At 67.5% G+C, this 21,307-nt stretch carries 21 protein-coding genes and 3 tRNA genes; 18 read left to right on the top strand and 6 right to left on the bottom strand.

What is annotated here, in order from left to right; genetic code table 11:
• Positions 1-32 precede the first annotated feature (32 nt).
• Together ACW170_RS12575 and ACW170_RS12570 are read left to right on the top strand one after the other, a co-directional pair.
• On the top strand, positions 33-482 hold the full coding sequence (locus ACW170_RS12575) for a hypothetical protein (protein WP_492086997.1): 450 nt from the start codon (positions 33-35) through the stop codon (positions 480-482).
• 178 nt (positions 483-660) lie between these two features.
• Positions 661-2,808, top strand: coding sequence for a sodium-translocating pyrophosphatase (locus ACW170_RS12570; RefSeq protein WP_492086996.1), 2,148 nt, complete (start codon positions 661-663; stop codon positions 2,806-2,808).
• Positions 2,809-2,871: 63 nt separating this feature from the next.
• On the opposite strand, the gene ACW170_RS12565 is transcribed toward ACW170_RS12570, so the two are convergent.
• Positions 2,872-3,351, bottom strand: a complete 480-nt coding sequence (locus ACW170_RS12565) for an outer membrane protein assembly factor BamE (protein WP_492086995.1) — start codon at positions 3,349-3,351, stop codon at positions 2,872-2,874.
• 91 nt (positions 3,352-3,442) lie between these two features.
• Between ACW170_RS12565 and ACW170_RS12560 the strand changes: the two genes are divergently transcribed.
• The 8 genes from ACW170_RS12560 to ACW170_RS12525 all read left to right on the top strand — a co-directional run bounded on the left by ACW170_RS12560 (position 3,443) and on the right by ACW170_RS12525 (position 9,008).
• A complete protein-coding gene (locus ACW170_RS12560) occupies positions 3,443-3,967 on the top strand; it encodes a ubiquinol-cytochrome C chaperone family protein (protein WP_492086994.1) in 525 nt (174 codons plus the stop codon).
• A 4-nt stretch (positions 3,968-3,971) separates the two neighbouring features.
• Positions 3,972-4,490, top strand: coding sequence for a YceD family protein (locus ACW170_RS12555; RefSeq protein WP_492086993.1), 519 nt, complete (start codon positions 3,972-3,974; stop codon positions 4,488-4,490).
• Positions 4,491-4,629: 139 nt separating this feature from the next.
• Positions 4,630-5,673, top strand: a complete 1,044-nt coding sequence (gene plsX, locus ACW170_RS12550) for a phosphate acyltransferase PlsX (RefSeq protein WP_492089177.1) — start codon at positions 4,630-4,632, stop codon at positions 5,671-5,673.
• Positions 5,670-6,647 (top strand): beta-ketoacyl-ACP synthase III, encoded by a 978-nt coding sequence (locus tag ACW170_RS12545; protein WP_492086992.1) that lies wholly within the window; start codon positions 5,670-5,672, stop codon positions 6,645-6,647. Before plsX ends, ACW170_RS12545 begins: the two co-directional genes overlap by 4 nt.
• A 78-nt stretch (positions 6,648-6,725) precedes the next feature.
• A complete protein-coding gene (locus ACW170_RS12540) occupies positions 6,726-7,034 on the top strand; it encodes an integration host factor subunit alpha (RefSeq protein ID WP_492089176.1) in 309 nt (102 codons plus the stop codon).
• A gap of 5 nt (positions 7,035-7,039) precedes the next feature.
• Positions 7,040-7,471, top strand: coding sequence for a MerR family transcriptional regulator (locus tag ACW170_RS12535; RefSeq protein ID WP_492086991.1), 432 nt, complete (start codon positions 7,040-7,042; stop codon positions 7,469-7,471).
• Positions 7,472-7,512: 41 nt separating this feature from the next.
• Positions 7,513-7,589 (top strand) — tRNA-Pro (locus ACW170_RS12530).
• Between the two features lie 375 nt (positions 7,590-7,964).
• On the top strand, positions 7,965-9,008 hold the full coding sequence (locus ACW170_RS12525) for a serine hydrolase domain-containing protein (protein ID WP_492086990.1): 1,044 nt from the start codon (positions 7,965-7,967) through the stop codon (positions 9,006-9,008).
• 142 nt (positions 9,009-9,150) lie between these two features.
• Here the strand turns inward: ACW170_RS12525 and ACW170_RS12520 are convergent, their stop codons facing one another.
• The 3 genes from ACW170_RS12520 to ACW170_RS12510 all read right to left on the bottom strand — a co-directional run bounded on the left by ACW170_RS12520 (position 9,151) and on the right by ACW170_RS12510 (position 10,510).
• Entirely contained in the window at positions 9,151-9,789 is a 639-nt protein-coding gene (locus ACW170_RS12520; RefSeq protein ID WP_492086989.1) for a hypothetical protein, read from the bottom strand.
• Positions 9,790-9,834: 45 nt separating this feature from the next.
• Positions 9,835-10,182 (bottom strand): hypothetical protein, encoded by a 348-nt coding sequence (locus ACW170_RS12515; protein ID WP_492086988.1) that lies wholly within the window; start codon positions 10,180-10,182, stop codon positions 9,835-9,837.
• Positions 10,183-10,435: 253 nt separating this feature from the next.
• Positions 10,436-10,510: transfer RNA gene (locus ACW170_RS12510), tRNA-Asn, on the bottom strand.
• A 62-nt stretch (positions 10,511-10,572) separates the two neighbouring features.
• Here ACW170_RS12510 and ACW170_RS12505 point away from each other — a divergent pair.
• Positions 10,573-11,385 carry a TrmH family RNA methyltransferase gene (locus ACW170_RS12505; protein WP_492086987.1) on the top strand — a complete coding sequence of 271 codons (813 nt, stop codon included), beginning with the start codon at positions 10,573-10,575 and terminating at the stop codon, positions 11,383-11,385.
• Positions 11,386-11,668: 283 nt separating this feature from the next.
• Here ACW170_RS12505 and ACW170_RS12500 read toward each other — a convergent pair.
• A tRNA-Cys gene (locus tag ACW170_RS12500) sits at positions 11,669-11,742 on the bottom strand.
• 134 nt (positions 11,743-11,876) lie between these two features.
• On the opposite strand from ACW170_RS12500, the gene ACW170_RS12495 reads away from it, so the two are divergent.
• The 5 genes from ACW170_RS12495 to ACW170_RS12475 all read left to right on the top strand — a co-directional run bounded on the left by ACW170_RS12495 (position 11,877) and on the right by ACW170_RS12475 (position 18,526).
• Positions 11,877-12,506, top strand: a complete 630-nt coding sequence (locus tag ACW170_RS12495) for a protein-L-isoaspartate O-methyltransferase family protein (protein ID WP_492086986.1) — start codon at positions 11,877-11,879, stop codon at positions 12,504-12,506.
• Positions 12,507-12,626: 120 nt separating this feature from the next.
• Positions 12,627-14,162, top strand: coding sequence for a TolC family outer membrane protein (locus tag ACW170_RS12490; protein ID WP_492086985.1), 1,536 nt, complete (start codon positions 12,627-12,629; stop codon positions 14,160-14,162).
• A gap of 167 nt (positions 14,163-14,329) precedes the next feature.
• Complete coding sequence (locus ACW170_RS12485) at positions 14,330-14,959, top strand: DUF2497 domain-containing protein (RefSeq protein WP_492086984.1); 630 nt, start codon at positions 14,330-14,332, stop codon at positions 14,957-14,959.
• Between the two features lie 103 nt (positions 14,960-15,062).
• Positions 15,063-17,804 carry a valine--tRNA ligase gene (locus ACW170_RS12480; protein WP_492086983.1) on the top strand — a complete coding sequence of 914 codons (2,742 nt, stop codon included), beginning with the start codon at positions 15,063-15,065 and terminating at the stop codon, positions 17,802-17,804.
• Positions 17,801-18,526 carry a TlyA family RNA methyltransferase gene (locus ACW170_RS12475; protein WP_492086982.1) on the top strand — a complete coding sequence of 242 codons (726 nt, stop codon included), beginning with the start codon at positions 17,801-17,803 and terminating at the stop codon, positions 18,524-18,526. The genes ACW170_RS12480 and ACW170_RS12475 overlap by 4 nt, the downstream gene beginning before the upstream one ends.
• A 111-nt stretch (positions 18,527-18,637) precedes the next feature.
• Here the strand turns inward: ACW170_RS12475 and ACW170_RS12470 are convergent, their stop codons facing one another.
• Complete coding sequence (locus tag ACW170_RS12470) at positions 18,638-19,321, bottom strand: YMGG-like glycine zipper-containing protein (protein WP_492086981.1); 684 nt, start codon at positions 19,319-19,321, stop codon at positions 18,638-18,640.
• A 306-nt stretch (positions 19,322-19,627) separates the two neighbouring features.
• Between ACW170_RS12470 and ACW170_RS12465 the strand changes: the two genes are divergently transcribed.
• Both ACW170_RS12465 and ACW170_RS12460 read left to right on the top strand, forming a co-directional pair.
• Positions 19,628-20,872 carry a class I SAM-dependent RNA methyltransferase gene (locus ACW170_RS12465; protein ID WP_492086980.1) on the top strand — a complete coding sequence of 415 codons (1,245 nt, stop codon included), beginning with the start codon at positions 19,628-19,630 and terminating at the stop codon, positions 20,870-20,872.
• 5 nt (positions 20,873-20,877) lie between these two features.
• On the top strand, positions 20,878-21,291 hold the full coding sequence (locus ACW170_RS12460; RefSeq protein ID WP_492086979.1) for a hypothetical protein: 414 nt from the start codon (positions 20,878-20,880) through the stop codon (positions 21,289-21,291).
• Positions 21,292-21,307: the final 16 nt, after the last annotated feature.

Genomic DNA, 21,307 nt, shown 5'->3' with positions numbered 1-21,307 from the left:
ATCCTAACCGCGGTCGGGTAAGGCTGGTGGTCATGGATCGTAGAAGCCTGATCACATCCGCAACTGTGGCCTTGGCCGGCGCTGTCGCCACGGCGGTCGCGACGCCCGCTGCGGCCGGGGCGTCGTCCAGCAAAACGCCTGCCGAGGCGCCGTCTCTGGGCCTGCCCGGTCTCGGCCTGCCGGTAATCGCGGACGGGCGAATTCGCAACTATGTCTTTGTGTCGCTGAAGCTTTACCTCGGCGCCGGCAAGACCCTGGAGCAGATGCAGGCCAAGGAGGCCTTCTTCCGCGACGCCCTGGTCAGGGCCGCCCATCGCGCGCCCTTCACCGTGCCCGGCGACTGGACCCGTCTGGACGAGGGGCGGCTGTCGGCGGCCCTGATCGCGGCGGCTAGGACGATTTCGGGGCAGGGCTCGGTGACGCGGGTCGAAGTTTTGAGCCAGGCCCCGCGGCGTCGGGCGGGCATGATCGCAGCGCGCTGAGCCGCCTGATCGATCACGGTTGCGTCAACGCGGCGCCCATGACACGCTGACCTTGCAAATCCCACGGGACGCACTGACGCGTCCGCCGCGCTCGGGGGGACCGGTCGTCGGACAGAGGCGATAACGCCCGCCCGTCGCGCCAGGCCTGCGCGCTTGTTGCAAGGGCATGGAAACGCCAATGACGATCTATCTTACGCTGGTCTTTGCGGCCGGTGTTCTGGCGGTGCTGTACGGCGCCGCCCAGACCGCCGTGCTGATGAAGGCGAGCACCGGTAACGACAAGATGCGAGAGATCGCAGCCGCCATCCAGGAAGGCGCCTCGGCCTATCTGAAGCGGCAATATCTGACCATCGGCCTGGTCGGGATCGTGATCCTGATCGCCGCCTATTTCCTGATCGGCGTCTATGCGGCGGTCGGTTTCGTGATCGGGGCCGTCCTGTCGGGCGCGGCTGGTTACGCCGGCATGCTGATTTCGGTGCGGGCCAATGTGCGTACGGCGCAGGCGGCGTCCGAAAGCCTGTCCAAGGGTTTGAACCTGGCCTTCCGGTCGGGGGCGATCACCGGCATGTTCGTGGCGGGCGGGGCCCTGATCGGGGTGTCGGGCTATTATATCGTGCTGACGCACCACATGGGGCTGGACCCGGTCGGGCGCGAAGTGATCGACGGCCTGGTGGCCCTGGGCTTCGGGGCCTCGCTGATCTCGATCTTCGCGCGACTGGGCGGCGGGATATTCACCAAGGGCGCCGACGTGGGCGGCGACATGGTGGGCAAGGTCGAAGCGGGCATTCCCGAGGACGATCCCCGCAACGCCGCGACCATCGCCGACAATGTCGGCGACAATGTCGGCGACTGCGCCGGGATGGCGGCCGATCTGTTCGAAACCTATGCGGTGACGACGGTGGCGACCATGGTGCTGGCGGCCATCTTCTTCCGCGGTCAGCCCTATGTGGACACGCTGATGGTCCTGCCGCTGGCGATCTGCGCGGTCTGTATCGTGACTTCGATCATCGGCAGCTTCTTCGTGCGGCTGGGCAAGAGCCAGAACATCATGGGCGCCCTATATCAGGGGCTGATCGTCACCGGGGTGCTGTCCATCGGCGCGGTCTGGTGGGTGATCGACCAGATGGTGACGGGACCGATCGTGACCGGGAGCGGCCTGACGATCCAGCCGATGGCCCTGTTCTGGTCCGGCATGGTCGGGCTGGCGGTGACGGCGGCCATTGTGGTGGTGACGGAATACTACACGGGGTCGAACTTCCGGCCGGTGCAGTCGGTGGCCAACGCCTCGGTGTCCGGGCACGGAACCAATGTGATCCAGGGGCTGGCGGTGTCGCTGGAGGCCACGGCGCTTCCGGCCTTGACCATCATCGTCGGCATCGTGGCCAGCTTCCAGCTGGCGGGCCTGTTCGGCATCGCCATCGCCACCACCACCATGCTGGGCGTGGCGGGGATGATCGTGGCGCTGGACGCCTTCGGGCCGGTGACGGATAACGCCGGGGGGATCGCCGAAATGGCGGGCCTGCCCAGCGAGGTGCGGCATTCGACCGATGCGCTGGATGCGGTGGGCAATACGACCAAGGCCGTGACCAAGGGCTACGCCATCGGTTCGGCGGGCCTGGGGGCCCTGGTGCTGTTCGCAGCCTATACGTCGGACCTGCAGTATTTCTCGGCCAATCCGGCGGACTATCCCTTCTTCGCCGACATGGGGCCGATCGCCTTTGACCTGACCAACCCCTATGTGGTCGTGGGACTGCTGTTCGGGGGGCTGCTGCCCTTCCTGTTCGGCGGCATGTCGATGATGGCGGTCGGGCGCGCGGCCGAGGCCGTGGTGGCCGAGGTGCGGCGGCAGTTCCGTGAGAACCCCGGCATCATGACCTATCAGGTCAAGCCGGAGTACGGCCGGGCGGTCGACATCCTGACCAAGGCGGCGATTCGCGAGATGATCGTGCCGTCGCTGTTGCCGGTGCTGTCGCCCATCATGCTGTTCGTCGCGGTGCTGGCGATTTCGGACAAGGCCAACGCCTTCGCCTCGCTGGGCGCCATGCTGATGGGGGTTATCGTCACCGGTCTGTTCGTGGCTGTGTCGATGACCTCGGGCGGCGGCGCCTGGGACAACGCCAAGAAGGTGATCGAGGAAGGTTTCACCGACAAGAACGGCGTGGTCCACGGCAAGGGCTCGGAGGCGCACAAGGCCGCTGTGACCGGCGATACGGTGGGAGATCCCTACAAGGACACCAGCGGTCCGGCGGTGAATCCGATGATCAAGATCACCAATATCGTGGCCCTGCTGCTGCTGGCGGTGCTGGCGAGCGGGAATATCGGCTGACCCATACGAAGACGCCCCGGAGAGCGATCTCCGGGGCGTTTTTCTTTGGCGATGGGGCGGAACTTAGTCCGGGCGGCGCTGGCCGGGGGTGTCGTCCTCGGTGCGCGGCAGCTGGCCGCGGCCGACGTTGCCCAGCAGCTGTTCCAGCACGGTCAGGGCGCGGCCTCGGGTCGGGGTTTCGGTCCGGTTCATGGCGATCTGCTCGCCATCGGTCAGGCCCAGGGTGCGGACGCCGGAGACCTTGTCGCCGTTCGGCTCGAAGGTGACTTCGGTGATGGTGCGGCTGGAGATGACCGGGCGGTTGTAGGTGTATTTCTCGGTCGTCTGGCTGATGTAGTACCAGACCTGATCCGGTTCGAAGGTCGAGGTGGTCGAGGGCGAACCGAGGCGGGCCAGGACGGTTTCCTTGGTGTCGGTGCCCGCGACGATGTCCTGGGGCTTGGCGTCGATGGCCTGGAAGCCGTTGGAGCCGATCGTCGGGGCGCAGGCGGCGGACAGGCCGGCCAGGGAAACGGCGACGAAAAGCGGGACGAAACGAGACATGATCGGGCGCCTGCGAGAGAACAAGGTCTTTGACCTAGACGGACCTGCGTCCTAGTTCAACGGCGCGGCGGAAAAGGGGCCGTATAAAACCATGCTGAAAAACCTGTTCAAACCCCGGCCCGGCGTCCGTATCGGCGACGCCCTGTACGCCCTGGCGGTGGAACAGGCGCGGAATGTCGGATTCTACACGCGTCTGGGCGTGGCCGATCGGATCGACGCGCGGTTCGAGCTCTATACGCTGCACGTGCTGTTGCTGGTGCTGCGATTGCGTGATGAGAACACCGAGGCGGGGCGGGATGCGGCCCAGGCCCTGTTCGACGTCTATGTCTCGGCCCTCGATCATGCGCTGCGGGAAGAGGGCGTGGGCGACGTCTCGGTCGGCAAGAAGATGCGCAAGCTGGGCGAGGCCCTGTACGGGCGGATGAACGCCTATGAGACGCCGTTGCGCGACGACGACGCGACGGCCCTGACCGAGGCCTTGGCGCGCAATGTCTATGCCGAGGCGGGGGCGGAACGGGCGGCCGATCTGGCGGCCTATGCGCTGGCCGCGCGGGCCGGCCTGGCGGCGCAGAAATTCAACGAAGTGCTGGCGAAGCCAGCCTGGACGGATGTTTGAGACGATGAGCGTGAACCTTCCCTACAGCGAGACGGTGCGGGTCAATCAGATCGGCGCCGGGCTGAGCCGGCGGCTGGAGCCGGACGCGGATACGCGCAAGCGAATCGCCCGCGCCCTGGATTTGCAGGGGCTGGAGGACTTCGTCGTCGAGATCGAGGTCAAGCCGACGCCGTCGACCAGCGAGTGGACGATGAAGGGCCGGGTCTCGGCCCATGCGGTCCAGACCTGCGGCCTGACGCTGGAGCCGCTGCCGGTCGATGTGGACCGCCGATTCTCCATCCAGCTGGTCGAGGCCGCGCCGCAGGAGACCGACGAAATCGAGGTGACGCTTGACGAGGAAGACGCCGACCTGATCGAGGACGGCAAGATCGACCTGGGTCAATACGCCGTCGAGCAACTGGTGCTGTCGCTGGACCCGTTCCCGCGCAAGCCGGGCGCGGAGTTCGTGCAACCGGAAGAGCCCGCCGAAATCTCGCCCTTCGCCGCCCTGAAGGCCTTGAAGCCCCAGGACGACCAAGGCTGAGGTTGACGTAAGGGCCGGGTGGTTGCATCCCCCGGCTTCGGCGCTATCGTCCAGCGCCCTATATACAGCGTCGCGCGACAAGACGACGCGGCTATTCGAGGTCCATTTGCCAGCCCCAGTTACGATCTCGCTTGACGCCATGGGCGGCGATCACGGGCCATCCGTCGTCGTCCCCGGCATCCGCAGCTATGTCCGCACCCATGGCGGGGAGGGGGTTCGCTTCCTGCTGCACGGCGACGAAGCCCAGATTCGTCCTGAGTTGGCGCGCGCCGACCTGTCGGATGCGGTCGCCGAGATTCGCCACACCGACAAGGTCGTGGCCATGGATGAGAAGCCCGCCCAGGCCATGCGCCGGGGCAAGGGCTCCAGCCTGTGGAACGCCGTCGAGGCGGTGAAGACGGGCGAGGCGGGCGGCGTGGTCTCGGCCGGCAACACCGGCGCCTTGATGGCGATCTCCAAACTGATTCTGCGCATGTCCGCGCCGGGGCTGGAGCGGCCGGCCATCGTCGCCAGCTGGCCGACCTTCAAGGGCCATACGGCAGTGCTGGACGTTGGCGCCAATATCGGCAGCGACGCCGAACAACTGGTCGAATTCGCCATCATGGGCGAGGCCTTCCAGTCGGCGGTGCGCGGCATCGCCCGGCCTACGATCGGTCTGCTAAACGTCGGTTCGGAAGACATGAAGGGCAACGAGCAGGTCAAGGAGGCGCACGCTATCCTGCGCGACGGGCCGTTCGATCTGAATTATCACGGCTTCGTCGAGGGCGACGACATCGCCAAGGGCACGGTGGACGTGGTCGTGACCGACGGCTTCACCGGCAATATCGCCCTGAAGACGGCCGAGGGCACGGCGCGCTATATCTCGGCCCTGCTGCGTGAGGCCCTGACCTCGAACCTGCAGTCCAAGCTGGGCGCCGCCATCGCCATGCCGGCCCTGAAGAAGATGCGCGAGAAGATCGACCCCAGCACGATCAACGGCGGCCCGCTGCTGGGACTGAACGGCATTGTGGTGAAGAGCCACGGCGGCGCCGACGCGAAGGGGTTCGGCAATGCGATCCGTATCGCGGTCGATCTGGCCCGCAGCGACTATATGACCAAGGTGGGCGCCAATCTGGGCAAGCTGGACGCCGTGTTCGACCATTCCAGCCCGCCCGCCGCCCCCGCCGGAGAACCCCTTCAGTGAGCGTCACCCGCAGCGCCGTGACCGGCGTCGGCTCCTATCTGCCGGAGCAGATCGTCACCAACGCCGACCTTGCCAAGTTCGTCGACACCTCCGACGAATGGATCCAGGAACGCACCGGCATCAAGCAGCGCCATAAGGCGCGCGACGATCAGCCGACCAGCGACCTGGCCGTGGAAGCCGCCAAGAAGGCCCTGGCCGACGCGGGCAAGACGGCGGCGGACGTCGATCTGATCATCGTCGCCACCACCACGCCCGACATGACCTTCCCGGCCGTCGCCTCGATCGTTCAGCATAAGCTGGGCGCGGGGGTGGGCATCGCCTTCGACGTCCAGGCCGTCTGTTCGGGCTTCGTCTACGCCTTGAGCGTGGCCGACGGTTTCGTGGCGCGCGGCCTGTCCAAATGCGCCGTGGTGATCGGCGCCGAGGAAATGACGCGGCTGATGGACTGGACCGACCGGACCACCTGCGTCCTGTTCGGCGACGGCGCCGGCGCCGTGGTGCTGGAGCCGCGCGAGGGGCAGGGGACCTCGGCTGACCAGGGCATGCTGGGCTTCGCCCTGCGCGCCGACGGGTCCAAGACCGATCTTCTTTACGTGGACGGCGGCCCGGCCACGACCGGCACCGTGGGTCATCTGCGCATGGCCGGGAACCAGGTCTTCCGTCATGCCGTGGTGAACATCGCCGAAGGCATCACCGCCGCCTGCGCCGCCGCCGACATCGAGATCGCCGACGTCGACTGGTTCGTGCCGCATCAGGCCAATCAGCGGATCATCAAGGGGGTCGGCGACCGGCTGGGTCTGGACGAGAACAAGGTTATCTCGACCGTGGCGATGCACGCCAACACCTCGGCCGCCTCCATCCCCCTGGCGCTGGATGCGGCGATCCAGGACGGACGGATCAAGAAGGGCGACATGGTCCTGCTGGAGGCCATGGGCGGGGGGCTGACCTGGGGCGCCTGCGCGTTGCGACTCTAGGTTAAGCCCATAGGCATTGATTTTCCGCAGACTTTGCGCGCCTATAGGCGCAACGGACCGAACCAAGCCGGGGATATGATGTCAGGCCAACAGACCGTAACGCGCGCCGATCTCTGCGAAGCCGTGCATGAGGAGGTCGGCCTGTCCCGGCAGGAGTGTTCGGCCCTGGTTGAACGGACCCTGGAACTGATCGTGGACGCCCTGGAGCAGGGCGACACGGTCAAGCTGTCCGGCTTCGGCGTCTTTCAGGTCCGCGAGAAACGCGCCCGCATGGGCCGCAACCCCAAGACCGGTGAACCGGCGGCGATCAATCCCCGCCGCGTCATCAGTTTCCGGGCCTCTCAGATCATGAAGAGCCGGGTTCACGACGCCGTCGTCGAGGCCTGATTCGCTTGGCCAAGAGCGCCGACGCCTTCCGCACCATTTCCGAGGCGGCCGAGGAGGTCGGGGCGCCGCAGCATGTGCTGCGGTTCTGGGAGACCAAGTTCACCTTCGTGGCGCCTGTAAAACGGGCGGGCGGACGGCGCTTCTATCGATCCCAGGACATCGCCGTGCTGAAGGCCGTGCGGCGGCTGTTGCATGACGACGGCCTGACGATCCGCGGCGTCCAGCGCCTGCACAAGGAGCAGGGGTTGAAGAAGCTGGTCGGCGCCGAGGCGGCCGCCCTGATCGAGGACGGAGATAATTTCGCCGCCGTCGGGAAACCGGCGCCCACGTCCGGCCGCGCCGAACATGCGGATTTGCTGGGGGTTCTGGCCGATCTGGAGCAGGCGAAGGCGCGTCTGGACGCCGTGCTGTCGCGGTCAGTGGAAAAGTCGTTTTAGCGTTTGCGGACAACGGTCGCCCCGTCTATAGGGAGCGCCTTCGGAGCGTGGCGCAGCCTGGTAGCGCACTTGACTGGGGGTCAAGGGGTCGCAGGTTCGAATCCTGTCGCTCCGACCATCTTCCTCAAAGAAGACGGTTGATTGAAGGGGTCGCTTTCGGGCGGCCCCTTTGCAATTGGGGTGAGGGGGGCGCCGGCTGTTGGAGACGATATCGTGCTCAGGCCGTTGCTGCTCTTTCCGCGGGCCCACAGTCGCCGATCGGCTATGCCGTCGATGGCCTCTCGGGCTCGATGTGGAGCCAACCGGCCGAGGTGTCGGTCGCGGATGACCCCCAGCCCGCGCAACTGAGCCTCGACTGCGTCACGGCGTCTCGGTCCGGCTCCCGCCGTGAACCGAAAGGCGGTTGCGGGGCTTGGTTCAGGGGGCGGCGATCAAGGCGCGCCCGGGCTGCAGGAGACCTGATGGATCGGTTCCGACACAAGAGGCGAGCCCGTTGATCCGGCGCGAACTTCTGACCGCAGGCCTGGGCGCGACCGGTCTCGCCGCCTGCGGCGACGCATTGCCGGCCGTGGCCTCGTCGCCGCCAACGACGGGCCTCGATCCGGCGCTCCTGGCCCAGACGCTGGAAATGGCGGCAAGCCTGCCGAAACTCCACGCCGTCATCGTAGCGCGCGACGGCGTAGTCCGGGCGGAGCGGGTGTTTCGCGGGCCGGGTCTCGACACGCCGGTCAACATCAAGTCCGCATCCAAGTCCGTTCTGGCGGGGATGACGGGCATGGCGATCGGCCGGGGCATTTTGACCGGGCCCGACCAGCGGATCGCGCCCTTCCTCGGCGACCGGTTTCCCGCCGATCCGGATCCCAGGCTGGCGACATTGACCGTGGGCCACCTGCTGTCGATGCAGGCGGGGCTGGGATCGACCTCGGGCGCCAACTACGGCGCCTGGGTCTCCAGTTCGAACTGGGTGAGATACGCCCTGGCCCAGCCGTTCGAGGCCGAGCCGGGCGGTCGCATGATCTATTCGACCGGGACCTCGCACCTGCTGTCGGCCGTGCTCACGCGGGCCGCCGACATGTCGACCCTCGCCCTGGCGCGCGAGACGCTGGGCGAGGCCCTCGATATCGAGATTCCGTCCTGGCCCGCCGACCCGCAGGGGATATATTTCGGGGGCAACGACATGCGGTTGTCGCCGCGCGCCCTGCTGGCGTTCGGCGAACTCTATCGCAATGACGGTCTCCACGACGGCGCCCGGGTTTTGCCGGAGGGGTGGGTCGAGACCTCATGGCGCGGCCGGGGAACCTCGCGCTGGAGCGGAAATCCATACGGATACGGCTGGTGGATTCGGCGGAGCGGCGCCCACGACGTCTTCTTCGCCTGGGGCTACGGCGGCCAGATGATCTTCGTGACCCCGGAGCTGAACCTGACCGTGGTAATGACTTCGGATCCGGAGCCGGCTGCGGCGCGCGACGGACACGTGGACGCGCTGCACCGACTGCTGGACGTCGGCCTGTTCCCGGCGGCGCGTCTGGGCGGCTAGGGGCGGCCGGGGGCGGCTGGGACGCGTGAGCCTCGCAGGCCCTGCGCGGCGTTGAGGCGGCCGTCGCCGACGAACTGCAACGACCCAACGCTGAAACGCCGGGTCGTTGTTTCTTACGAGGGACTTAGGATCGTACGAAAGCCTAGCGATACCGGGCGCGTTCCTCGTTGATCTGGGCGGCGGTATAGGGTTGGGCCTCGGCGTCGAAACGGGACCAGCCCGTTTGACGGTAGGCTTCGCCCCGGGTGGTCGCGTCGTAGCCGCGGCTGCCGTCGAGTATCGCCTGGATCTGATCGGCTTCGTCTCCGTCCGCCTTGACGCTGACGAGGGTTCCGCCGCGACGCACGCCTTCGGAATAGACGTGCGCCTCTTCCTCGCTGTGACCGGCTTCCTTCAAGGCGCCGAGCATGCCGCCGGTCGCGCCGCCGGCTGCGGCGCCGACGGCTGCACCGACCGCTGTCGAAGCTAGCCAGCCCGCCGCCACCACAGGACCAAGGCCGGGAATGGCGAGCATGCCGAGGCCAGCGAGCACGCCGGCGCCGGCGCCGAGCACGCCGCCGGTGGCTGCGCCCTTGCCGGCGCCGTCAGCCACGTCGTTTTCACCGTCGCCGTTCCGGTCGCCCAGGGGCCCGGCCTTATGGTCGCCGGAGCCGCTGTGCCAGTTTTCGGTATTGTTGGAGACGATGCTGATCTTGTCGTGGGAAACGCCCGAAGCTTCGAGTTTCGAAACGGCGTCGAGGGCTTCGGTGTGGCTGTCGAACAGCCGAGTGACGGTCGCCATGATGGGCTCCTTGAGAATTATGAGGAAGGGTGAGGAGGCCGAGGCCTATTGAGGCGTCACGACGCCCTTGTAATCGACCGAGACAGTCGTGGTTTCACCGCCGGCGCGCGCGGCCTGGGCTTTCCAGACGCCTTGGTCGTCCTGGGTCAGAGCGCCGGAGACGACATAGCCCTGCTTCTCGATCGCTTCGCGGGCCTGGCCTTCGGTGAAGGAGTTGGCGCCCGGCGTGAGGGCGGTCTCGCCCGTCGTGTCCTGCGTATCGACGGCGGGGTTCATGGGCGATTCAGCAGAAGACACGGCGGGCCCCTCGACGGTGGCGTCGGTCTGTTCCCCGTTTCCGCAGGCGGTCAGGAGGGCGGCGGTCGCCGAGAGGGCGAGTGCGGCTCTTAACATGGTGGCGTTCCTTTCAGGGTGCCACCAAAAAAGGGACCGTCGACCGTGTTCGTTCCTAAGGCCAAGTTTGATTGGACGAGGTTTTTTCGTCCAACCGCCATAGCAAAGCTGCTGCGACGCTTCCCCGTCGAGCCCGAAATCACCGCACCCGAACAAAAATCTCGTCGGATTGCGAACTGGAAATTTGGGGAAATCTGGGTCTGGGACAAAGCCCGCCAGAACGCGTCGTATCGCAACGCTGTTCTGCCCCGAGTGGCTCCGCGGGTAGGATTCGAACCTACGACCAGCCGATTAACAGTCGGCTGCTCTACCACTGAGCTACCGCGGAACTGCTCGGGAGGCGGGCCTATAGCAGCGGCCATTCGATTCGTGCAATGGGAAAAACGACGAATGCGCACGATCTCTATCAATGACCCTGAAGACCCCCGGATCTCCGGCTTTCGCGATATCCGCGAACGCGACCTGACGGGCCGCGAAGGCCTGTTCATCGCCGAAGGGGAGGTGGTGGTGCGGGTGCTGGCGTCGGCGGCGTCGCTGTGCCCGCCGCGGGCCCTGCTGCTGGCCGAGAAACGGGCGGAGGCGCTGGCGGACGTGATCGAGGCGCTTGCGGATGCGACGCCCGTCTATGTCGCCGGTCAGGCGGTTCTGGACCGGATCGCCGGCTTTCCCCTGCACCGGGGCATTCTGGCCCTGGGCGAGAAGCCGGTCGCTCCGCCGTTGTCGGATGTGCTGGAGACGGTGGCGGACGACGACGTCTTCGTGATCGCCAGCGGCATAGGCAATCACGACAATATGGGCGGTCTGTTCCGCAATGCGGCGGCGTTCGGCGCGCGCGCCGTCTTGCTGGACCAGTCTTGCTGCGATCCCTTCTATCGCAAATCCATCCGGGTTTCGGTCGGGGCGGTGTTGAGGACGCCGTCGTCGGTTTCCGATTCCGCGGAGGCCCTGGTTGCGGCGATGCAGGCGCGGGGGGTGGAGGTGGTGGCCCTGACGCCCTCGGCGACTGAAAGACTGGCGGATTATCGGCGACAGGGGCCGGTCGCCCTGATGGTCGGTTCGGAGGGGCCGGGCCTGCCGCGGGCGGTGATCGAACGGTGCCGCGCCGTCGGCGTGCCCATGGCGGGCGGCTTCGATTCGCTGAACGTCGCCGTCGCCAGCGCCCTGGCTCTGCACCATGTGACCAGCGCCACAGCCGCAGCCTAGGCCCGCCGCTCACCAGGATGTGACGCGTTAAGGATCTGTACACCTTGTCGCGCGGCCGAAACTGTGACGCCATGGGTCCCATTGGTGTGGGGGCGCGTAATGAACATTCTGTATTTTCTGAGCCGAAACGTCCGGGCTGCGATCTTTGTCGCGGTCGCCGCCGCCGGGCTGGGCGCGGCAGGGGTGATCGGCTGGATCACCGCCCCGGTCAGCTGATCGGCGAGCGCTGAAACGAAAAGAGGCGCGGATCCTGGGATCCGCGCCTCTTGTTCTATTGTCGCGATGGAGGCCTGACCGGGAATCGAACCCGGGTGCAAGGATTTGCAGTCCTCTGCGTCACCACTCCGCCATCAGGCCGCTTTTGTCCCGATTTCTCGGGGGCGGTCATCGCGAGGGGCGTTCGCTATCAGATCGGATTGTCCGCTGCAACGCACGGAACTATAAGCGCGCGAGATTTCCTCTCCCGACTATCGATTGAAAGCTGCCCAAAGATGGATTTCACCGCCGAGCGCAAGGCCATGGTCGACTCGCAGGTCCGCGTGAACGACGTCACCAGTCATGAAATCCACATGGCCATGATGGACGTCGCCCGCGAGCGCTATTGCGCCCCAGAGCGGGTCTTCGCCGCCTATTCGGACGCGGCGGTCGAGATCGCGGGCGACCGCAGGCTGATGCCGGCGCGCGACCTGTCCAAGCTGCTGCAGGCGGCGGATGCACGCGAAGGCGAGAAGGCCCTGGCCATCGCCGCCCCCTACGCCGCCGCTGTTCTGGCCCGCATGGGACTGACGGTCACGGCGCAGGAGGCCGATCCGGCCGTGTTCGAGGTGGTGGGCGAGGCCCTGGCCGAAGAGGGCGTCGCCACGTCGGTCGCGCCCCTGGACGCCCCGGCGGGCGACGGCTGGGATCTGATCGTCTGCGAGGGCGGCGTGGCGGCTCTGCCCGAGGCTTGGGGCAAGGCCCTGCGGACGGGCGGGCGTATGGTCCTGGTCGAACGTCGCGGCGCCATCGGCAAGGCGGCCATCTATGTGAAGGGGCGCGAAGGCCTGTCGCGTCGCGAACTGTTCGATTCGTCGCCGGCGCTTCTCGCGGAACTGACGCCGGCGCTTACATTCGCATTCTGACGTAGGCCGTGGCGTTCGCGGGAAGCGTGAAAAAAACTTAACTGGCGTCAGGTCGACTGAGGCCGCAGTTACGCTTGATGACATTCGGGCGCTCCCGGGGGCGTCAGGCAAGGACGGACAATGTTGAAACGCTCGCGTGTGCTGGCTTCGGCCGCTGTGGTGGCTCTTGTGACGGGTCTGGGGGCGCCCGCCTGGGCCGAGACCCTGCAGGAAGCGATCGCCCTGGCCTATCAGACCAACCCCAGCCTCCTGGCCCAGCGGGCGAATCAGCGCGCTCTGGATGAAACCGTGGTCCAGGCCCGCTCGGGCCTGCGCCCGACGCTGAGCGCCTCGGCCGGGGTGGATTACACCCGCAGCGATTTCCCGATGCTGACCCAGTTCGTGGACACGAACGGCGACGGCGTGGCGGACACCCAGGTGTCCAGTTCGTCGTCCGAGAGCGACGGCGCTAATGTCGGCGTCAGCCTGTCCCAGACGATCTGGACCGCAGGCCGCACCTCGTTGGCGATCGACCAGGCCAGGGCGCGGGTCATGGCCGGGCGTGAAAACCTGCGCGAGATCGAACAGTCGGTCATGCTGTCGGTGATCCAGGCCTATGTGAACGTCACCCGCGACATGGAAATCCTGCGCATTCGCCAGGAAAACCTCGCCGTGCTGCAACGCCAGCTGGATGAGACCAGCGCCCGATTCGAGGTCGGCGAAATCACCCGGACCGACGTGGCCCAGGCCGAGGCCTCGCTGGCCCAGTCCGAAGCCGACCTGGCCAATGCTCAGGCCCAGCTGTCGACCAGCCGCGCCGCCTATGCCGCCGTGGTGGGCCAGTCGCCCAGCGATCTGGAGACCACGCCGGTTCTGCCGATCGTTCCCACCGATTTCGACGCCGCCATGGAGATCGCCCTGGCGCGTAATCCGGGCGTGCTGTCGGCCACCTATTCGCTACAGGCGGCGGAAGCCGCCGTCGCGGCCGCGCGGGCCGAATATCTGCCGTCGGTGCGCGCCACGGCTTCATACGGCGGCACGGCGACCGATCTGGGGAATCTGGACGAGCTGGCGGATCGCCGCAGCTTCACCGCCGGCGCCACCCTGTCAGTGCCCCTGTTCACCGGCGGCCTGAACCGGTCACGTGTGGCCCAGGCGCTGGAGCAGGCCAACGCCGCCCAGATCGCCGTCGAGGGCGAGCGCCGCACGGTGTTGCAGAACGTCAGTTCGGCCTATGCCCAGGTCTTGTCGACCCGCGCGAACGTCGCGGCCGGCGAAGAAGCGGTGCGCGCCGCATCGGTCGCCGCCGAGGGCGTGCGGCAGGAGGCCCAGGTCGGCCTGCGCACCACCCTGGACGTGCTGAACCAGGAAGTGACCCTGCGGGCCTCGCAGACCTCGCTGGCGACGGCCCGCGCCGCCGAATATGTGGCCCGCGCCTCGCTGCTGTCGGCCATGGGGCAACTGGAAGGGCCGAGCCTGAACGCCAACCTCGCCGTCTATGACGCCAAGGCCAACTACGACCGCGTCCGCAATCGCGGCGGCCTGCCGTGGGACGGTGTGATCGAGACCCTGGACCGCGTCGCCTCGCCGCCCGTCGTCGACGCCGACGACGCGCCTGATGCGCCGATCGACACCCAGCTGAAGACCGACGTCATCCGGACCGCGCCCGGCGCCTGACTTCAGTCGGGAGGCGTGGTCCAAAACGCCCGTTGATTCTGGCGGGCGTTGATGCGACGACACTAACCGGGGCCGGAAAGGCTTGATTTTTCCAGCCCCAACCCGTGAATAGTGTCGGGGGTCCCCTCGACGCCCCCGTTTCATCCCAGGCCTCTCCCAGGTTAGTCATGTCCGATCAGTCCGCCCAGGAACCCACCATGGAGGAGATCCTGGCGTCGATTCGCCGGATCATCTCCGAAGACGACGCGCCGGCGGAGACGCCCCCGGCAGCCGCCGCCCCGACGCCGGAGCCTGAGCCGGCCCCGGAGCCGGAGCCTGAACCGGCCGCCCCTGAGACCATCTTTGAGGCCCCGGCTGAGCCCGAGGCTGAGCCGGAAGCCGTCGAGGAAGACGTGCTCGAACTGACTGAGCTGTACGAGGCGCCGGCGGAAGAGGCGGCGTCGTCAGAGACCATCGGCGATCTCGACATCGTTGAGACAGCGCCCGAGCCCGAACCCGAGCCCGAGCCCGAGCCCGTCGAAGCCGCCGCCTCGGCGCCCGAGCCGGCCTATGATTCGCTGGTCGGCGAAAGCGCCGCCGCCAGCGCGGCCTCGGCCTTTGCAGGCCTGGCCGCGTCGTTCAAGAAGCCGGAGGCTCCGGCGTCGGGCGACATGCCGTTCGTCAGCGGCAACACCGTCGAGGCCATGGTCGCCGAGATGCTGCGTCCGCTGCTGAAGGACTGGCTGGACAATAATTTGCCCGGCATCGTTCAGGCGGCGGTACAAAAGGAAGTCGAACGCATCGCGCGCAGCGCCTAGCCCTTCGCTTCACCGCAGACTATCGAAGGGCGGCTCCTGCGGGGGCCGCCCTTTGTCATTCCAGGCCGTCCCCCGGCCACACGACAACGATCAAAGAAGACCCATGCTCGAGAAGACCTTCGAACCCCAGGCCGCCGAACCCCGCCTGTACGCCCAGTGGGAAGAGAGCGGCCTGTTCGCGCCGCGCGCCGCTGCGGCCACGGACGGCGCCGCCGACGCCTATTCGATCGTCATTCCGCCGCCGAACGTGACGGGCAGCCTGCACATCGGCCATGCGCTGAACAATACGCTTCAGGACATCCTGGCCCGCTATCATCGGATGAAGGGCAAGGCGGTGCTGTGGCTGCCGGGCACGGACCACGCCGGCATCGCCACCCAGATGGTGGTCGAGCGTCAGCTGGCGGCCGCCGGCAACGTCGGTCGCCGCGACATGGGCCGCGACGCCTTCATCGAGAAGGTCTGGGAATGGAAGGCCGAGAGCGGCGGTACCATCGTGCGCCAGCTGCGTCGCCTGGGCGCGTCCTGCGACTGGTCGCGCGAGCGGTTCACCCTGGACGAGGGGCTGAATGCCGCCGTGCGCAAGGTCTTCGTGCAACTGCACAAGGAAGGCCTGATCTATCGCGACAAGCGGCTGGTGAACTGGGACCCGCATTTTCAGACCGCCATCTCCGACCTGGAGGTCGAGCAGCGCGAGGTGGACGGCGCCTATTGGCATTTCGCCTATCCGCTGGCGGACGGTGTGACCTACGAACACCCCATTGCGTTCGACGAGGCCGGCAAGGCGACGGAGTGGGAGACGCGCGACTTCATCGTCGTCGCCACCACCCGGCCCGAGACCATGCTGGGCGACACCGGCGTGGCGGTTCATCCCGAGGATGAGCGGTACAAGGGGCTGGTCGGCAAGTTCGTGACCCTGCCCATCGTTGGGCGTCGCATCCAGATCGTCGCCGACGACTACGCCGATCCGACCAAGGGCTCGGGCGCGGTGAAGATCACCCCGGCGCACGACTTCAACGACTTCGGCGTGGGCAAGCGCGCCGGCCTGCCGTCGTTGAACATCCTCGACGCCTTTGGTCGCATCACCGATGTCGATACGCCGGACGTGCCGTCGGAATATGTCGGCATTGACCGCTTCGCCGCGCGCAAGGCCATCGTCGCCCGCGCCGAGGAAGAGGGCTGGCTGCGCGAGATCGAGAAGACCAAGCATGTCGTCCCGCACGGCGACCGTTCCGGCGTCGTCATCGAGCCGTGGCTGACGGACCAGTGGTACGTCGACGCCAAGGTCCTGGCCCAGCCCGCGCTGAAGGCGGTGGAGCAGGGCGACACGGTGTTCGAGCCGAAGTCGTACGAGAAGATCTATTTCGAATGGCTGAGGAACATCGAGCCCTGGTGCATCAGCCGCCAGCTGTGGTGGGGGCACCGCATCCCGGCCTGGTACGGACCGGGCGGCGAAATCTATGTCGCCGAGACGGAGGAAGACGCCCGCGAACTGGCGATGGCGGACTATGACTCCGAGGTCGCCCTGACCCAGGACGAGGACGTTCTGGATACCTGGTTCAGCTCGGCTCTTTGGCCGTTCTCGACCATGGGCTGGCCCGAGAAGACCGAGGATCTAGAGCGGTTCTATCCGACCAGCGACCTGGTCACGGCGGCGGACATCATCTTCTTCTGGGTCGCCCGGATGATGATGATGGGCCAGCACTTCATGGGCGAGGTCCCGTTCAAACGGGTCATCATCAATGGCCTGGTCCGCGACGAGAAGGGCCAGAAGATGAGCAAGTCCAAGGGGAACGTCATCGACCCCTTAAGCATCATCGACGAGCTGGGCGCCGATCCGCTGCGGTTCACCATGGCGATCCTGTCGGGCACGCGCGACATCAAGCTGTCGAAACAGCGGATCGAGGGCTATCGCAACTTCGGCACCAAGCTGTGGAACGCGGCCCGGTTCAGCCAGATGAACGAGGCGAGGCGCGTCGAGGGCTTCGATCCCGCGACGGTCGAACAGACGATCAACCGCTGGATCCGGGGCGAACTGACCAAGGCCGAGCGCGCCGTGTCCGAGGCCATCGAGGGCGGGCGGTTCGATGATGCGGCGGGGGCGTTGTACCGGTTCGTCTGGAACGTCTTCTGCGACTGGTACCTGGAACTGGCCAAGCCAGTGTTCAACGGCGCCGATGAAGCCGCCAAGGCCGAGACGCGGGCCATGACGGCCTGGACCCTGGACCAGACGCTGAAACTGCTGCACCCGGTCATACCCTTCATCACCGAGGAGCTGTGGGCCGAACTGGGCAAGGAAGGGCCGGCGCGCGAGAGCCTGCTGATCGGCGCCGAATGGCCGGTGCTGCCGGACGGCTTCATCGACGCCTCGGCCGAGGCCGAGATCGGCTGGCTGGTCGATCTGGTCGGTGAAATCCGGGGCCTGCGGGCCGAGATGAACGTGCCGCCGGCGGCCAAGCCGCCGCTGGCTTTCGTTGCGCCGGACGCCGTCACCGCCGAGCGGATCGCGCGCCACCGCGACCTGATCCTGACCCTGGGCCGAGTGTCCGAGGTCGGATCGGCGGACGCCGCGCCGACCGGGGCCGTGACCTTCGTCTCGGGCGGATCGACGGTCGCGTTTTCGCTGACGGGCATCATCGACCTGACCGCCGAACGGGCGCGGTTGGAGAAGGAGATCGCCGTCTTCGAAAGCGATATCGGCCATGTGAACAAGAAGCTGGGCAATCCGAACTTCGTGTCGCGCGCCGCGCCGGAAGTGGTCGATGAACAACGCGCCAAACTGGCCGAGGCCGAGGCGGGTAAGGTCAAGCTGCAGGCGGCTCTGGCGCGGCTGAGCGAGATCGGATGAGGCTGGACCAGCTTCTCGTCACGCGAGGCCTGGCGGAAAGCCGGGCCAGGGCAAAGGCGGCCATCGAGGCCGGCGGCGTCACCGTGGACGGCGCGCCGGCCAAGTCCGGCTCCCAGACCGTCGGCGCGAACGCCGAGATCGGCTATGCCGACGCCCACCGCTGGGTCGGGCGCGGGGCGCTGAAGCTGGACCACGCCCTGACCGTATGGCCCGTGGCCGTCGAAGGACGGGTGGCGCTGGACGTCGGGGCGTCCACCGGCGGCTTCACCGAGGTCTGTCTGGATCGCGGCGCGGCCAAGGTGTTCGCGGTTGATGTCGGGTTCGGTCAGATGCACGACCGGATCGCGGCTGATCCGCGGGTGGTCAATCTGGAGCGGACGGACGCGCGCGACCTGACGCCGGAACTGATCCCGGAGGCGCCGTCGCTGATCGTGTGCGACGCCAGTTTCATCAGCCTGATCAAGGTGCTGCCCGCCGCGCTGGATCTGGCGGCGGCGGGGGCGGACCTGGTGACCCTGATCAAGCCGCAGTTCGAGGCTGATGGGCCCGGCGGCGGCAAGAAAGGGGTCGTCAAGGATCCCGGCGCCCACGCCGCCGCGGTCGAACGTGTGCGGGACTGGCTGGAGGCGATGGGTTGGGCGGTGCAGGCGACGACCGAGAGCCCCATCACCGGCGGCGACGGCAATATCGAGTTCCTGCTGTGGGCCAAGAAGCCGGGTTAAACGGGCTCAAGTAGGCCGAAGGCCGATAGCCCACCCAACAATGAGAAACCGCCGGAGGACAAGTCCTCCGGCGGCTCCCGTCACGTCGTCGATCGACAGGGGGGCTGAAAATTAATCGACGACGCGATAGCGGCCGGACTGGTCGGGGCAGGTGCGGACGTAGCGGGTGTCCGTGCGACCATCGGGCAGACGGATCTGGCTTTCGGCCAAACGGCATCCGTCTGAATTCTGATAGGGCGAGACCGAGCGGGAACGGTCGTCGTAATAGTCGTTGCCGTTGTAGGCGTAGTCGTCGCGGCGGTCGTCGTAGCGACGGCCCTGATCGCCGCTGTAACGGTCGTCATAGTAGCTGTAGCTGGGTTGGCGGTAGGCCTGTTGCCCATACCCCTGTTGGCCGTAACCCTGGCTGTAATAGCCGCTGGAGCCGTAGCGGCTCTGGTAGCTGCGGCAGGCGTCGGAGCTGGAGCGGCCGACTTGCGAGCCGATGACCGCGCCGACGACGCCGCCCAGGATGCTGCCTTCGGTGCGACGACCGCGGGCGGCCAGTTGCGAGCCGATGACGGCGCCGGCGCCGCCGCCGATCACCGCGCCGGCGCCGGTGCGGCCCTGGCGTTCGCGGGCGCAGGGGTCGTAGGACTGCTGCGGAGAACGGTTGTAGTCATAGGAGGGGGCGTAGGCGCCGGTGCCGTAGTTCTGGCTGTAGCCGTAGCTCTGGGCCGAGGCCGCCATGGGCGCGGCGACGGCGCCGAGGGTCAGGGCCGCGACGGCGGCGAGGGACTTGGTGGAGAGACGCATCTTCAACCCCTTGTGGTCGGACGTTCAGTGACGAGGGCTGAACGGGTGGACCGGCTGTCTGTTGCATCCTGTCTATCGGGGCGAAGCTGAACGGCTTTTTAGCGCGTCGTTCATCTTCGTTCATGTTTCGTAGGCCTATCGCGCTTCGCGCTACTTGAGGCCGTTTGTTGGCTACCGCGCTTCGCGGCATCCTTGGGGGCCTATCGCGCCTAGCGCTACTTGAGGCCAGTTGAGGCCGGCTGGTGTGTGGGGCTGTTCCGAGCGCGCCGCTTGGCGTGAGGCGGCGGCGGGGCTAGAAGCCCGGCGATGCAGACCTTTACGATCAGCCGCGTCGGCGGACAGGGCGACGGCGTCGCCGAGACGCCGCAGGGGCCGGTCTTCGCGGGCCTGACCCTGCCGGGGGAGACGGTGCGGGGGGAGGTCGTCGACGGGCGACTGGAGCAGGTCGAGATCGTGACCCCCAGTGCGGATCGGATCGCGCCAGTGTCGCCCCAGTATGGCGACTGCGGCGGGTGCTCGCTGCAACACTGGGCGGACAAGCCGTATCTGGAGTGGAAGCGCGAGCAGGTGCGGCGGGCCCTGGCGCGCGAGGGGATCGAGACCGAGATCGAGGCGACGGTGGCGAGCCCGGCCGGGACGCGGCGTCGCGCAGCCCTGCACGCGCGCCGGACCCAGGACGGCCGGGTGGTGCTGGGCTTCAAGGCGCGGCGGTCGTGGCGGCTGGTCGAGGTGCGGGAATGCCCGGTGGCCGATCCCCGGATCATCCGCGCCATCCCGGCCCTGACCGAGGTGGCGGCGGCCCTTCTGGAGCATCCGAAGTCGGCGCCGACCCTGCACGTGACCTGGACCCTGTCGGGGCTGGATGTGGATGTGACGGGGGTCGAGCGGCGCTCGGGCGGGGGGCTGTCGGCCGACGCCCAGATGCGGGCCATTGCGGCGGCGCACCGGGCCGATCTGGCGCGGCTGAGCCTGGCCGGCGACACCCTGGTGATGGCGCGCCAGCCGAAGATCGGCTTCGGCCCCGCCACCGTGCCCCTGCCGGCGGGGGGCTTCCTGCAAGCCGTGCCCCAGGCCGAGGCGGCCATGGTCGAGCGGGCCGTGGCGGCGGTGAAGGGGGCCAAGAAGATCGCCGACCTGTTCTGCGGCGCGGGGACCTTCACCTTCCCGCTGGCGACCGTGGCGCCGGTGATCGCGGCCGACGCGTCCAAGGCGGGGATCGAGGCGCTGAAGGCGGGCGTGGGCTCGGCCAAGGGGATGAAGGCGATCACAGCCGAGGCGCGCGACCTGTTCCGGCGGCCGCTGACCCCCTATGACCTGAAGGGGTGCGAGGCCATTGTGTTCGACCCGCCGCGCGCGGGGGCCATCGACCAGACGGCCCAGATCGCCGGGACCAAGGCCGGGGTGGTGGTCGGTGTGTCGTGCAACCCCCAGACCTTTGCGCGGGACGCGCGGGTTCTGATCGACGCCGGCTTCCGGCTGGAGCGGGTCACGCCGGTGGACCAGTTTCTGTGGTCGGCCCACGTCGAACTTGTCAGTGTTTTCAAGCGGTAGGCCCTATGGATGACGAGCTGGAAGATGGCTTTCTGGGCGAAGACGGGGGCGGGTTCGACGCCGACGACTGGAGCCGGTTGACGCCCTTCGTCGGGGCGGTGGCGACGCTGGACGACGTCCAGGCGCGCCGGGCCGTCTTCGCCCTGGGCGAGACCGACGATCCGCGCCCCATCGCCATGGACCTGCCCCAGCCGGTGATCTGGTGGGAAGAGGACGGCGAACAGGCGGCGGTCGCGGTTCAGGCCGAGAGCCATCTGGGGCCGGATGGCGAAGAGATGGAGATCCTGGGCCTGATCCTGCCGGACGGGGAGGGGGCGGTGGCCCTGATGGAGGACGTCGATCTGGTCGATGATACCGACCCGACCTGGCGCGACCTGGTGACGCGGGCCGTCGATCCGTCGGCGGCGGACGCCGACTGAAATAGACTCAATCCAC

It is taken from the genome of Brevundimonas sp. FV2ps16 (genome assembly GCF_058681075.1).
This window is presented reverse-complemented; position numbering and strand designations above follow the sequence as displayed.